This window comes from Streptococcus sp. NLAE-zl-C503, from assembly GCF_900104285.1.
GTDB lineage: Bacteria > Bacillota > Bacilli > Lactobacillales > Streptococcaceae > Streptococcus.
Genome location: NZ_FNJT01000006.1, coordinates 1 through 15,242 on the forward strand (window position 1 = coordinate 1; position 15,242 = coordinate 15,242).

Genomic DNA, 15,242 nt, shown 5'->3' on the forward strand with positions numbered 1-15,242 from the left:
AGATTGTTATATTTTAGGTATTCTCTTGCTTGAGCTAAGGCATTCGCCTTATAGTCTGCTTGCAAATGATTAATAGCATATTGTGCAGTGGCACTATTAAAACCCTCATAAATTAACATCTCATAAATTCTTTTTTTTGACAAATGAATCCTATTATAATCTTGTGCTGTCTTTAAAGCAGCATTGTTCTGCTTCCCATCTAGTTTTGGTTGCCGCACACCATCGTATCCTACATAGTGACGGCCACCATCTACCCATTTGCCCCTTACCATTTTGCCTTCAGAATCAACATAGTAACGGCCACCATCTACCCATTCATTCTTGGCCATCTTACCGTCTGATTTAAGATAGTAATATCCTATCCATTTATTACGGGCATAACTTCCTTCAGCTGTTAAATAGTAATAAGAACCAGAATTTTTATCATAGATCCAATCGCTTTTTGCCCTCTTACCATCTGATTTTAGATAGTAATTTCCTACCCAAGTATTTCGTGCAGAACTTCCTTCAGCTGTTAGATAAAAATAGGAACCAGAGTTTTTATCATAAATCCATTCATTTTTAGCTCTCTTACCGTCTGATTTTAGATAGTAATTTCCTACCCAAGTATTTCGTGCAGAACTTCCTTCAGCTGTTAGATAAAAATAGGAACCAGAGTTTTTATCATAAATCCATTCATTTTTAGCTCTCTTACCGTCTGATTTTAGATAGTAACTACCGACCCAGGCATTTTGGACATAATTTCCCGATGCATTTAAATAGAAGTAGGAGTTAACCTTTTTATCAAAAATCCACTTATTAGTAACTTTAACACCATTTTCATAGTACGAAGACCCTACCCAGCCAGACTGAACTTTAGATTGTGATTTATCCTGTTTAGGAGTTGTTTCTTTAGGTTTTTCAGTCGGTTTTGGTGTTGGCTTCGGTGCGGGTTTTGGTGCCGGCTTCGGCGCGGGTTTCGGTGCCGGCTTCGGCGCGGGTTTTGGTGCTGGCTTCGGCGCGGGTTTTGGTGCTGGCTTCGGCGCGGGTTTTGGTGCTGGCTTCGGCGCGGGTTTTGGTGCTGGTTTCGGTGCCGGCTTCGGCGCTGGTTTCGGCGCAGGTTTTGGTGCTGGTTTCGGCGCTGGTGTTTTTGGTTTCTCAGCAGGCTTTTGCGCTGGTGTTTTCGATTTCTCAGCAGGCTTTTGCGCTGGTGTTTTCGGTTTCTCAGCAGGATTTTGCGCTGGTGTTTTTGGTTTCTCAGCGGGTTTTGGTGCCGGCTTCGGCGCGGGTTTTGGTGCTGGTGTTTTCGGTTTCTCAGCAGGTTTTTGTGCTGGTGTTTTCGGTTTCTCAGCAGGATTTTGCGCTGGTGTTTTCGATTTCTCAGCTTGATTTGGCGCCGAAGTTGTATTCTCTTTTACAACCTTACCATTTTTAGGTGCATCCTTTTCTTGAGCAGAAACATGCTGAGCCGAAAAAGGAAAGGCTTCAGTTGTATCTGCAAATGAAATAAGTCCCAGTGTTGCAGTTGCTAAGCTGGTTACTAAAATTTTTTTTGATTTTTTCATAAAAATCTCCATTATTTTAACGATTTATACCTATAGTATACCATATACTTTATTTTACTTTAAAATCAAATATTAAATATTCAGAAATAAATCTAAAACTTAATTGAAAAATCCATAGTTATATCACTTCCAACTCATACAAGCCTCTGACCGCATTACAGCCATAGACAGCCTCCGCTTGGTTCAAGTCTGCCAAAGTCAGAACTTTTTCCTCTATCTGTCCTGTTTCCAGCAAATGCTGACGATAGATTCCTGGTAAAATCCCTAGACTGATAGGTGGTGTGTAGAGCTTCCCGGCAATTTTCAGAACCAGATTTCCAATAGAGGTCTCAAGTAGTTCTCCTGACTTATTGTGGTAAATCTTCTCTTGCTCTCCTAGGCTTAAATGTGGTCTATGAGTTGTTTTAAAGTAGGTAAAGGATTGATTCAAATCTGCTTCTTGCAGACAAAGTTTGGCTTTGCAGAAACTTGGACTAAGAGGTGTTAAGATTTGGCGACTGAGTTCTATCTCTCCAGATTTGCTGAGGCTGATTCGCAAACGGTAGTCTTGGTAGGAAGCACAAGCTTGACACTCTTCCTCTATCTTTTGTCTAAAGTATTCTGAATCAAAAGGAAAGGCAAAATATCGACTCGCCTTTGTCATTCTTTCTAAATGTTGTTCTTCAAACAACAAGCTCTTCTGGCTGATTTTCCCAGTTGTAATCAATTGGAAACGTGCTTGTTTACGATAGAGAACAGCCGCCTTTTGATGAACTTCTCGGTATTCAGATTCCCAAGTACTATCCCATGTAATGCCGCCACCCACTCCATAGATGGCTTTCCCTTGATGCAATTGAATGGTTCGAATGGCGACATTGAAAATTCGTCGCCCATTTGGAAGCAAGATACCAATCGTTCCGCAGTAAACTCCTCTGGGTTGTGGCTCCAAGTTCTTGATGATTTCCATGGTCGCAATTTTCGGAGCTCCCGTTATGGAACCACAAGGAAAGAGAGACCGAAAAACGGCAACCAAGTCCACATCTGGTCGCAACTGACTCTTGATGGTCGAAGTCATCTGCCAAACAGTCGAATACTGCTCCACTTGACAAAGACGTTCTACACGCTCACTGCCCACTTCAGAAATACGGTTCATATCGTTGCGTAAGAGGTCCACAATCATCATATTTTCAGAGCGATTTTTAGGATCCTGTTCTAGCCAAGTAGCTTGGGCAAGGTCTTCTTGGTCAGTCACTCCCCGCTGGGTTGTTCCCTTCATTGGTCGCGTTATCAACTCACGGTCATTTTGCTCAAAAAAGAGCTCTGGGCTCATGGAAATCACTGCCATCTCATCGTGTTCCACATAGGCATTGTAGCCCGCCTCCTGCTCTACCACCATGCGATTGTAGATGGCAAAAGGATTGGCACTTAAATCTTGCTTGAGTTGGACAGTGTAATTGACCTGATAGGTGTCACCTTGACGCAAATGATGGTGAATCTGGGCAATAGCCTTTTCATAGTTCTCTGCAGATGTTTGTTCCCGCCACTTTGAAGGAAGATCTACTTCTTCATAAGTCAGAGGAATAGGGGATGTTTCCACCCTATCGTGAACGGTAAAGTAAAGCAAATACTCGCCCAGTAGAGGAAGCTTGTGAACTGCTAATTTTTCCTCAAAAGCAGGTGCAGCCTCATAGCTGACATAGCCCACGACATAATAGCCTTGCTCTTGGTAGTTTTCCACTTGTGCCAGCAAGTCTGCCACTTCTGATAAATCTCTCGTTTTTAACTCTTTAATCGGCTGGGTAAAGGTGTATCTCTCCCCCAAAGCCCTAAAATCAATCACTGTTTTTCTATGCATATCTTAAGTATAGCACAAAAAGGCAGATGCAGCTTAAGCTGATCCACCTTTTTAGTCATTTCGACTTTATAACGATGCTTTGGCAAATAAATTTCCAGAGAATCCATCTGATTTTTGAAGGAGCTGTTTGTAAACCTTCCATTTAAGATCTTCAGTATTTTTATAATGATTCTTTATATTTGGATTTTCCATGCTATCTAGGTCTTTTTGAACAGCTTCATCAAATAAGGACTTCAACTCAGCATAAGTAGAGATAGATCTGTCATTGATTTCGATTGTAGTGAAGCCGTTTTGAGCTTTGTCATAGACTTCTTTATACCAATGTTTCTTCCATGCTTCAAGAGTATCAAATTGGCCATTAGAGATTTTCTTGATAATGAAGTCATCACCCAACAACCCTTTGTTTTCCTTGTTAGCTTCCGCCTTATATTTGTTTGAAGCGTAACCAATAAATCCGTTAAGATAACCATAGTATCCCCACATACGGAAAGCATTATGTTTGAATGAAATCGAACCAACTGTACTCTTGCTAGTATTACCACCAAAGATACCCGACATCATATTTACGGTTTGGTAAGCACTGTCAAAACCTTCCGAACGATAACGTCCATTCCCTGGCATACCATGTTTTGTAACGAAGTTATGATCAACCAATTGATCAATGCTCGTAATCGTCAATTTCTTCTCATTATCCGTTAAATCACGTAATTTATCCCATTGATGTGGCTCGCCTTTCAGATTGTTTCGCTCAGCGTTCGTACGCCATTCTCGGTCCATCTTCTTGAACCACTTACTGTTGTCGTCCAAGTGTTTTCCAATAACTGCATCTGCTTCTAGATGGTCCAGCATCATCAGAGCCTCGTTATAGTTCTTCATATAGTGATCAATTTCTTCACGGTTCTTTAACTTATTTGGATCATAATTGTAGATTTGATTGCCATCATTCTGACGTTCATAAGCCATGTTCAAACCTAAGGCGCCGTATTCACCATTTGGATTTGTCAACGATGGTGACTGGAGCATACCTTGCGCAAAGGACTCTAAGTCCGTCCCTTCACGATGATACCAACCGCCATAGTAAGCCATACGATCATTCACATGAGTCGTTTCATGTGTAAAGGCCGATGTACCAAAATCACTTATCAACTCTGTCATAACAAAGTAGACAGCATCTTGCTGATTTGGAGCTGCAAAGATATATGCGTAAGCACCATATCCATACTGATAGCCATGGTATTTATGAATCCGTCCAAAGAACTCTCGAATCGGAGCATAATCTGGTTTCCCATCCTTGTGACCATATCGGTTTGCCCAACCGATACCAGGCGCATCATGATTGTCCCAAACAGGTGTTGGAACACTATTTTCACTCTTGAGGAGCTTATTACGTACATTATCAGCAGCTAATTTTGACCAAAAGTCTAAGTAGTTCACCTGCTCTTTTGCTCTCTTATTGATTTCACTCTTGAAGGCTTCACGAGCCTCCTCAGTATTTTTACCATATTTTTCAAAAGCACTAAAAGAAATTGTATTATAGGTCGAAATCATGAAGAGATGCGAGTTCTTCAAGTTTAATAGAGGCAAAATCATCCGACCATGCACGCCATTATTAATCCCTTCATACAGACGATACTTCTTATGAGCAAAATCGGGGTTCAATGATGGCTGTTCTACCACATAAGCATTCTTTTCAATTGCCTTTTTAAACCAAACATTCATATCGGTTTCATTTGTAAACAATTTCATGTTATATGTTAGAAACTCATGAAGGCTTCCTTTACCTGTAGCACCTGCAATCACTCGACTATACGCATCTTGGGATTGGTCGCCCTTAAGATTGTTCTCTTTTGAGCCGATAGTGATCAAGCGATCTAAGACATTCACGTTCTTACCATAAAAATCTGGTTTAAACATCATAATATCTTTGATCGACAATTCATCATATTTAATGCCATAGTATTGGTTCAAATAAGCAAGCCCCATCATAATGTTGGCCTTATTGTCTTCAACTTTCTTAATGAAAGCACGTTGAGCTGCTTCATCATCATTTAGTTGATGATCTTCATTTTCAACAATTTGTTTCACCAAGTTTCCAAGATTTTGTTTTACTTCATCAAAACTTTCTTCTAAGAATAAATCGCGAATGTAACCATTTTTTCGTTCATCCGTGTTTTCTTGCGGTTTGTTCCGCTTGTCCATAAGAGCGCGCACTTCAGGAGAAATCAATTCTACACTGGATAATGTTTCTTTTGCCTTTGCAATCAAACCAGCACGATCTTTCACTAGCATATTTGGCGTATAAACGATATTCTGGTTGGTCACTTCGTACTCTTTGACTTGTTTTACATTAGAGTCAGCTTTGACAGTAATGGCCAATTCTTCTTTGATACCATCAGCATAGTGAATCATGATCTGATCAATAGCTGACAAGTCTGTTACAAACTGTCCATTCTTCAAACCAGTTACAGAAAGAACTTCTTTGGTCACCAAGTTTGAGCTTGCATCTAGTTTATTAGCCTGATTGACAATCCACTCCTTATTATAGAATGGTTGTAATTTTTCAATATTGCGATAGGCAAGTTCGCGGTCAGCTCTGTAGTCTTGAATAGCCTTGTACTCGTCTTCACGCTCTGTCAAACGGTTTAATTTATCTACAACAGGATCATTGATTTCATACTCATGCGCTGTGATTCCCAGAGCAGCAATTTTCTTGTCTGCTTCTTCTTGCGAAATAGGCTTAATACGATGCTGTTGTTTAGAATATCTATATGAAGATTTTCCTTCACTCACACCAGTAACAACAAAGTTTCGATTTAAGCGGTCACCTGTCCAATAAGGATCATCATCAATATCAGATGAGCCATAGAAAATCTCACCGTTCTTAACTTTCATCATTGAAACAGTATCTTCAACGGAGCCCAAGGCATTTGTACTGCCTACAACACCACCCGCGCTAATCGGTTCTCTCACATCGATAGTACCTTTAGCTACAGATTCTTTTATGGCTCCGTCCCGATAAACTGCATGGTTATCCCCACCATTTTGTGACCAATAGGCAATGCCCGCAACTTTCGCTTTATTACCTGTTATTTGTGCATCAACATAGGCCTTCTCAACAGAACCTTTCCAGTTTTCTCCAACAATTCCAGCAAGAAAGGCGCCTTGATTCCCACCAGCATGAAGCTTACCAATGAATGCCACATTTGTTAATCTGCCGTTATTATCAATTTTATTGATCAAACCTGATACGTCATTATTTCCAACAACTGTACCCGTTACTTTCACATTATTGATCGTTGTGTTTTTTACAACAGCAGCCAAGGGAGCAACTCTATTTGCCCATGGCATATGAATGTTTACCTTACCGAGGTTAAGGTCATGGATATGGGCGCCTTCAGTATCGCCTAATAGTGGACGTTCCAAGTTATGAATCGTATATCGTTGACCGTCCACACTTGATAACTTGCCTCGGAACTTCGTCGTTACATATGATTTACCAGCTGCAGGAACATTGACCGCATTCAAGTCCGCACCAATTTTAAATTCACCAGATGGATTGGCCTGCATAGCTTTTACAAGTTCATTGAAATCGTAGTATACATTCTCCTCATGAGTTTTTGGTTTGGCAAAATAATGGACGTATTCCTCACTGAGCTGGTTACCATCCGTATGCTGAACGAGGTCAGGCGCTTTGGCAGTGACCTTATAAAGCGTTTTTCCATCGACTGTCACTTCTTTAATTTTGTCAATCGCAAGACGCGTCATCTTATTATCACGTGTAGCAATTTTTAGATAGTAAGACCTTACATCACTTGGAACAGAAGTTAAGAAACTATTATCCGTTTCCATGCCATTGTCGTCAACACTTATGAGGCTTGTTTCTTTTATATTTTTAACTTCGACCTTTTTTAAATCAATTCTCAGTGATTCTTCTTTGAGAATTTCTTCCTCGCTTCCTTCGCCACGATCATAAACCATTTTTGTTTCGAGTTTATAATCTTTGTAATATTGCAAATCTGTTAGAGTTGCAGTCAAGTTATCCGGTGAAACCGTCATAGTTTTGACGACTTCGTCGCCTTTTTTCAGGGTTAAAGTGATCGATTTAATCGCTGCCTTACTTGGATTTTCCAGATTATAGTGAATCTGAGATGAGCGTTTCAAATCCTGAATATCAACCTTTGAAAAAGTCAACACTGGCTTTTCGAAGTTTTTGGTACCTAGTTTAACAATACGGTCTTGGGCTAACTCGATGACCTGTTCAAGAATTTCAGGCGCTTCCTGCGTCTTGATTCCTTTGATGGTCTTGTAGGTTTTGATAACCTTTTTCTGACCGTCTTTTCCTTCTTGGATCGTAACTTTATCGCCCTTTTTCAATTGCGCGTCTTCTTCGACTATCTCTTTAAACGGAATTTTTTCAAGACTTTCTTCTGCAAGAGTTCCTTCTATTGGTTTCGTACCACGACTTATTTTTTTAGTGACTGGTTTTTTGATGACAGTGGTTGTTGTATTTAAAACTTGGTCAGTCTCAACACCTTCGACAGCTTTATAGGTCGTTTTGGTAACTTGGATCCCTTTTTCACCGTTTTGAACCACTGTTTCTTCGTCAGTGTATTTTGTAGGATCATCATCGATTTCCGTCTGGTAGTCAATCTCTGCGATTGTGTCTTTAGTAATTGTTCCTTCAGTTACTGTATATTCTGGAAGGTCCTCTTGAACAAGGGAGTGACCTTCCTTACCAGTTTCCTGAGTGCCTTTGCTTTCAAGTTTTCCAGTATACGCTGGGGAATTGCCTTGAACGAGAGATTCGCCTTCTTTACCAGACTCTTGAGTGCCTTTTGCCTCAACCTTTCCAGTATATTCTGCCCGAGGCTCTTGAACTAAGGATTCACCCTCTTTGCCGGATTCCTGAGTACCCTTACTTTCAAGTTTCTCGGTATACGCTGGCAAACTATCTTGAATAAGTGATTGACCTTCTTTACCAGGTTCCTGAGCGCCTTTGCTTTCAAGTTTTCCAGTATATTCTGCCCGAGGCTCTTGAACGAGGGATTCGCCTTCTTTACCAGACTCTTGAGTGCCTTTTGCCTCAACCTTTCCAGTATATTCTGCCCGAGGCTCTTGAACTAAGGATTCACCCTCTTTGCCGGATTCCTGAGTACCCTTACTTTCAAGTTTCTCGGTATACGCTGGCAAACTATCTTGAATAAGTGATTGACCTTCTTTACCAGGTTCCTGAGTGCCTTTGCTTTCAAGTTTTCCAGTATACGCTGGGGAATTGTCTTGAACAAGGGAGTCACCTTCTTTACCAGACTCTTGAGTGCCTTTTGCCTCAACCTTTCCAGTATATTCTGTCCGAGGCTCTTGAACAAGGGAGTCACCTCCCTTGCCGGGTTCTTGTGTGCCCTTGCTTTCAAGTTTTCCAGTATACGCTGAGGAATTGTCTTGAACAAGTGATTCGCCCTCTTGGCCTGGTCCCTGAGTGCCTTTACGTTCAAGCTTTTCAGTGTACGCTGACAAACTATCTTGATCGAGGAGCTTCTCTTTTTTAGAAAAACTAGCTACTTTTATGTCAGTTCCTTTAAAATAACCAATATACTCATATCCTCCAATATCGATCACACCTTTCGTTAGTTCTTCATTTGAGAAGGCCGAGATCGTTTGATTGTAAGAAAGTAATTCTTTATTCTCAAAGGCAAAAGTAGCAAAAGGAATGAAGTTGCTGACACCAAGAGAAGCAATCAAAAGCACTCCAAGAACTTTCTGACGCTGTTTTTTAGACACCAAAAAAACAGCTAAAGATGCTGTTGCAAGACCAAAACCTGCTAAAGCAAATTCTTTACTTCCTGTATAGGGAAGTTGTTGACTGTTAGTTGCCTTCTTGCGATAAACTACATAAATAATATCTTCATCTTGAAATTCTGTAGGAACTTCATGATGAATCAAGGCTTTTTCAGACTCGGTTAATTCTTGCTCTGTCAAATATCGATAATGGACTGAATTCACTTCAGCTAATTCATCTGCTTGGACTTTACCAGTTAATAACAAGCTGGCACCAACAAGAAAGGCCCCGATTGCTACAGGACCAACTCCAACAGTCAATTTACGAATAGAATACTTTAGGTTTTTTTGAAACTGTTCTTTTCTCTTTTTCATTCTCATATCTTTCTAATAGAATCTTGTGGATACTGCGCACGCGCACCCCCGATGAGTTTTGGACGGCTAGCTAGAGCCGTTACATGGGCGTGCCCAATCTCACGCAAAACTGGTCGAATCGGAACCTGCACATGCTTGACATGCATACCGATTGCGGTATCTCCGATATCAATTCCTGCATGAGCCTTGATAAACTCCACTTCAACAGGGTCCTTCATAAACTTGAAGGCTGCCAGTTGACCCGAACCTCCTGCATGGAGAGTAGGAAGGACGCTAACGATTTCCAGACTAAACTGCTCCGCTACTTGACGTTCAACGACCAGAGCCCGATTGACATGCTCGCATCCTTGAACGGCTAGATGGATTCCTTTCACTTTCAGGATATCCAAAATGGTCTTCACAATGATTTCGCCAATTTCTTGGCTTGATTCCTTGCCTATATGGCCGCCTAAAACTTCGCTAGAGGATAGACCTAGGACAAAGAGGCTTCCTTCACGCAATCCAGCCTTTTCCAAAACATCTTCAATTACCTGCTGTGTTTCTGTTTTAATTCTACTTTTGTCCATCACTCTTAACCTCATTTTTCTCCTACTATCATATCTTTTTTTACTGATTTTATCAAGGCGGACTAATCATTCTGATTTTTAAAAGTAAAACTCCCAGAATGAACTGGGAGTTAGCTAGTTTCTATTCTATATTTATGTATATTTCAACCGTCGTCCCTTTTTCGGGGGCAGAATCGATCTTCATCTGGTAATTGTCTCCAAAATGAAGTTTGAATCGTTGGTCGACATTTTGAAGACCAACTCCCCCACGTTTGAGCTGACTTTGACTACTATCGCCAGCAGCTTGGAAACCAACACCATCATCCTCTATGCAGATGACAAGCCCTGAATCCTTTTTCTGGACGGAAACTTTAATATGTCCCTGTCCATCTTTCTCCTTGATGCCGTGATAAAGAGCATTTTCTACAAGAGGTTGCAACACCAACTTGGGCAAGGCTAGGTTATCAAAAGCAGAATCTTCAGCAATCTCATACTCCAACTTATCACCATAGCGTTGTTTCTGGATAAAGAGGTACTGGCGGACATGATTGATTTCATCGGAAAGCGAAATCAAATCTTTTCCTTGATTGAGCGCCAAGCGGAAATAGGTTGCCAAGGACTTAGTCACCTGAACCACTCGCTGACTATCCTGAAATTCAGCCATCCAGATGATAGTATCTAGGGTATTATAGAGAAAATGCGGATTGATCTGACTTGATAGGGCTCGAAGTTCATACTGACGGGTCGTTTCTTCCTGCCTGCGAACATCTGCCATCAACTGATCAATCTGATCCAACATGGCATTAAACTGGCGAGTCACTTCTCTCAGTTCATAGGCGCCAGCTTCCTTAGCACGCAGATTTTGTGTACCAGAAGCAATTTCCAGCATGGTTTCTCTCAAATCCTTCAAAGGGGCAATCCAGCGTTTGAGGCTGAACCACACCAAGCAGAGACAGGCAAATAGAGACGTGAAACTTGCCCCAAACAAGGTCCACATGAGTTGACTACGAACCTGGTCTAACTTCTCCAACGAAGACACGCCTATAACCGTCCAATCTGTTCCTGCAATCTTTTCCTGACTAACGTAGGATTGATGGTCCAGCGTATAGCCCTGTCCCGTCTCGATGTAGGGTTTCATAGCCTCCATTTCACTAGACGAACTATAAACTGTGTGTTTAGGATGGTAAACAAATTCATGATTTTCATTGATGATAAAGGCAAAACCCTGCTGGCCCAACTGGAGTTGGTTGAGATAGGCTTCCAGAGTTTCATAAGAAATATCCAAACGAAGCACGCCCAAATTAGCTCCCTTTGCATCAACAAGTTCCTGAGTAACAGAAATGACCCACTGGCTATCTGATTTACGAGCTGGAGTCAAAACGGGCATGGCTCCCTGATGAATGGCCTTTTGGTACCAATCCTCAGCCATCATATCTGAGGAAGTTTTCATCTGCACACTGTCATCTGTAGAAATAACCTGACCAGATTTGGTTACCAAAACCACAGTCTTCAAGTCCTGGTCTGCCTTTAAGATGGTCAAAAATAAATCTCGGATTCCCTCGACCTTGTCTTGACTGGGATTCTCAGCATAGGCTAACACATCCTTCTGCTGGGTCAAACTGGTCGAGGTGGTTTCTAATTTTTTGATATAAGACTGAATAAAGTGGCTAGTCTGGCTAATGGTCGTTTGGCTATTGCCTTCAATGGTAGCTTCAATGGCTGATGAACTAGATTGATAGTAGAAAGTCCCAACCAGAGCTAGGAGAATGAGAAAGACCAGAAAGATGGAAATAACCATTCTGACTAGGAGAGAAGAACGCTTCATTGACCTTCCCCCTTCTTAAACTGACGAGGCGTCACACCTGCAATCTGTTTAAAGCGTTGGGTAAAGTAGTTCATATCTTCAAAACCAACCTTCTCTGCGATCTCATAAATCTTTAAATCCGTTGTCAAGAGCAAGAGCTTGGCTTGTTTGACACGTTCTCTCACCAGATAATCCTGAAAAGGTAGGCCCAACTCTTTCTTAATCAAGGAGCTCAGATATGTCGAACTAAAACCCAAGTCACTGGCCAAGCTCTTTAAACTGAATTGGCTATCAGCTAGATGGGACTGGATCTTCTGGGCTATGTTTCCTTCAAACTTATCGGTCAGTAAATCTTGTAACTGCTCTTCCTTTTCTTCCTTGTCTAGTTTTTGCTTGATTTTACCCAACATTTCCTCAATATCCTGACGAGAAAAGGGCTTGAGCAGGTAGTCATCCACACCTAGTTTGACAGCAGATAAGGCATAATCAAAATCATCGTAGCCCGTCAAAAAGACCAAATGCACCTGAGGATAGGTTTCTCGGACCAGACTAGCCAACTGGATGCCATTTAGCTGAGGCATGTTGATATCGGTTAAAATGATATCCGGAACCTGCTTTTGAATCAATTCCCAAGCCTGTCTTCCATTTTCAGCCTGACCGATGATTTCCATATCGTAGGCTGCTACATTAACCAGTTTGGTCAAGCCTTGTCTAACCAGAAATTCATCTTCTACGATTAAGATTGTGTAGGTCATGCTCTGCTCCTTTACCACTTACTAGTATCAGTATAGCAAAATTCTCCTCTAACTGCTTAGGAAAGCCCTTTCAATCAACATAATCTAGTAAATAGGCATAGCCTTTTTCTGCCATTTGGTCTTTGGGAATAAAGCGGATAGAAAGACTATTGATACAGTAGCGCAAGCCACCCTTGTCCTTTGGTCCATCCGTAAAGACATGACCAAGGTGAGAATCTCCAACTCGGCTTCTTACTTCCATGCGTGTCATATTGTAGGACTTATCTTCTTTGTAGGTGGCAACATCCGGGCTGATTGGTTGCGTAAAACTAGGCCAGCCACAACCAGACTCAAACTTATCCTTTGATGAAAAGAGGGGTTCACCAGTTGCCACATCCACATAGATACCAGATTCAAATTTGTCCCAATAACGGTTTGAAAAAGCTCGTTCTGTTTGATTTTTCTGGGTAACTGCATACTCCTCAGGCGACAAGGTCTTTTTCAATTCCTCATCGCTTGGTTTGGGATATTTGCTGGCATCGATGACGGGATAGGCAGCCTGATTGACATTGATATGACAGTAGCCATTTGGATTTTTCTTGAGGTAGTCTTGGTGATAGTCCTCAGCAACCACAAAATTCTTCAAGGGCTCCTTTTCAACTGCCAAAGGTTGGTCATATTTCTTAGCTACCTCATCAAAGACTTGGTTGATTACTTCCAAATCCTTGTCATCTGTGTAATAAACACCTGTACGATACTGGGTCCCCACATCATTTCCTTGTTTATTTTTGCTGGTTGGGTTGATAATGCGGAAGTAATGAAGCAGGATTTCCTTGAGGGAAATTTGGTTAGCATCATAGGTGACATGGACGGTTTCCGCATGTCCTGTTTGGTTAATCAATTCGTACTTGGTTGTTTCCCCTCTACCATTTGCATAGCCTGAAACGGCATCTGTCACTCCGGAAACGCGTGAGAAGTATTCCTCAACTCCCCAGAAACATCCCCCAGCTAGATAAATTTCGTGCAAGTCTGCGTCTTTACTAATTTCTGTTTTTTTCACTGTTTTTCCTCCTTGGCTAACTGATGCTTTCTCAATTTGCGAGCTATCTGTCTGCCCTGCATTTCGCATCAATAGAAAATAGAAACCGGTTAGGACTAGGAGAATGATCCCTGCCAAGACAAACAATTTTACTTTATCATTCATAGCCTTTCTCTACCCCATTTCTTTCAATGTTTTTAAAATCATATCCTTATCCATAAAACCTGGTTGCGTTTTGACCAGCTTGCCTTCCTTGTCTATAAAGGCTTGAGTTGGGTAAGAACGGACACCATAACTTTCCAAGAGTTTACCTGACGAATCAATTAGAACTGGAAAATTTTTATAATCCAAGCCCTTGTATCAGTTCTTAAAGGCCGACTCTGCTTGTTCCCCCTTGTGTCCAGGAGACACCACTGTCAAGACCACATAGTCATCACCAGCTTCTTTAGCAATTTCATCCGTATCCGGAAGGCTAGCTAGACAGATAGAACACCAAGAAGCCCAGAATTTAAGATAGACTTTCTTGCCTTTGTAGTCAGATAAACGATAAGTCTTACCATCTACTCCTGTTAGTTCAAAATCAGCGACTGCTTGACCTTTAGTCGCAGTTTGCGCACCGACTTGTTCTGTTTTGGTTTGCTCCTTCATAGTTGATTCGTCTGACATGTTTTTAGCCGAACAAGCTGCCAAGCAACAGATTGAGCCTACTCCAAGGAGACATGTTTGCCATTTTTTCATTTCTTTTTCCTCTCTATTCAAATAATCTTGTCAAAATGGAAGCATTTCCCAAAAGCACCAAGATTCCCATCACGATAATGAGGAAACCACCCACTTTTTTGAGGATCCCGAGGTAAGGATGGAGTTTTCGAAAATGTTTCAAAATATAGCTGGAGGCAAGGGCTAGAAGCAAAAATGGTAGCGCCAAACCTAACGTGTAAACCAACATGAGAGCAGCCCCCTGCCAAGCTCCTGAACCACCTGAAGCCGCCAAGGCTAAAACAGACCCCAGAACCGGCCCTACACATGGCGTCCAAGCAAAACTAAAGGTCAACCCCAGTAAAAATGCCTGACTATAGCCGTTAGCGTTTTGACCCTGTCTCTTTAATTGTAGCCTTCTTTCCTTGTAGAGCCCCTGCAAATGTAAAACTTCCATCTGGTGTAAGCCCAAGAGAATAATAACCGCACCCGTCACATACTGAAACCAAGAAGCATACAGCAAATTGCCTAAAAAACCAGCTCCATAGCCCAGTAAGATAAAGATAAAAGAAATCCCCGCTATAAAGGCCAGAGTTCGCAATAAACTAACAAGTGAGATTGACAATTTTTCGCTAGAAGCCTGAGCACCATCTTTGTCATCCAGCAAGACCCCTGCATATACTGGCAACAAGGGTAAAATACAAGGAGAAAAGAAGGAAAGAATTCCAGCAAGAAAAACACTGATAAAAAAGAATACACTGTCCATATCTTTTTACTCTTCTTTCTTTTGATAAGTCTATTATAATTCCCAAGTCTAAGAAAAAACAGGGACAATGATAGGGAAAAATAGGAATTTAATCAGCTTATTCAGAAATCTGGCACAAAAAAAGCCAGAC

At 41.4% G+C, this 15,242-nt stretch carries 7 protein-coding genes and 2 pseudogenes; all 9 read right to left on the bottom strand.

The features are described from left to right. A partial coding sequence (locus BLS46_RS08470) for an Ltp family lipoprotein (protein ID WP_180364077.1) occupies positions 1-1,544 on the bottom strand: 1,544 nt, incomplete at its 3' end. A 118-nt stretch (positions 1,545-1,662) separates the two neighbouring features. Beyond that, on the bottom strand, positions 1,663-3,378 hold the full coding sequence (gene pabB, locus BLS46_RS08475; RefSeq protein ID WP_093586950.1) for an aminodeoxychorismate synthase component I: 1,716 nt from the start codon (positions 3,376-3,378) through the stop codon (positions 1,663-1,665). Positions 3,379-3,444: 66 nt separating this feature from the next. Then, positions 3,445-9,528: a ZmpA/ZmpB/ZmpC family metallo-endopeptidase gene (locus tag BLS46_RS08480; protein WP_093586952.1), complete on the bottom strand. Its 6,084-nt coding sequence runs from the start codon at positions 9,526-9,528 to the stop codon at positions 3,445-3,447. Positions 9,529-9,530: 2 nt separating this feature from the next. Continuing rightward, complete coding sequence (locus BLS46_RS08485) at positions 9,531-10,094, bottom strand: TIGR01440 family protein (protein ID WP_093586954.1); 564 nt, start codon at positions 10,092-10,094, stop codon at positions 9,531-9,533. A gap of 110 nt (positions 10,095-10,204) precedes the next feature. Continuing rightward, a pseudogene (locus BLS46_RS08490) lies at positions 10,205-11,898 on the bottom strand (sensor histidine kinase). Then, positions 11,895-12,632 carry a response regulator transcription factor gene (locus tag BLS46_RS08495; RefSeq protein WP_093586958.1) on the bottom strand — a complete coding sequence of 246 codons (738 nt, stop codon included), beginning with the start codon at positions 12,630-12,632 and terminating at the stop codon, positions 11,895-11,897. The pseudogene BLS46_RS08490 and the gene BLS46_RS08495 overlap by 4 nt, the downstream one beginning before the upstream one ends. 70 nt (positions 12,633-12,702) lie before the next feature. Beyond that, positions 12,703-13,815, bottom strand: coding sequence for a peptide-methionine (R)-S-oxide reductase MsrB (gene msrB, locus BLS46_RS08500; protein WP_093586959.1), 1,113 nt, complete (start codon positions 13,813-13,815; stop codon positions 12,703-12,705). A gap of 9 nt (positions 13,816-13,824) precedes the next feature. Beyond that, positions 13,825-14,388 (bottom strand): annotated as a pseudogene (locus BLS46_RS08505) (redoxin family protein). Between the two features lie 13 nt (positions 14,389-14,401). Next, entirely contained in the window at positions 14,402-15,112 is a 711-nt protein-coding gene (ccdA2, locus tag BLS46_RS08510; protein WP_093586961.1) for a thiol-disulfide oxidoreductase-associated membrane protein CcdA2, read from the bottom strand. Positions 15,113-15,242: the final 130 nt, after the last annotated feature.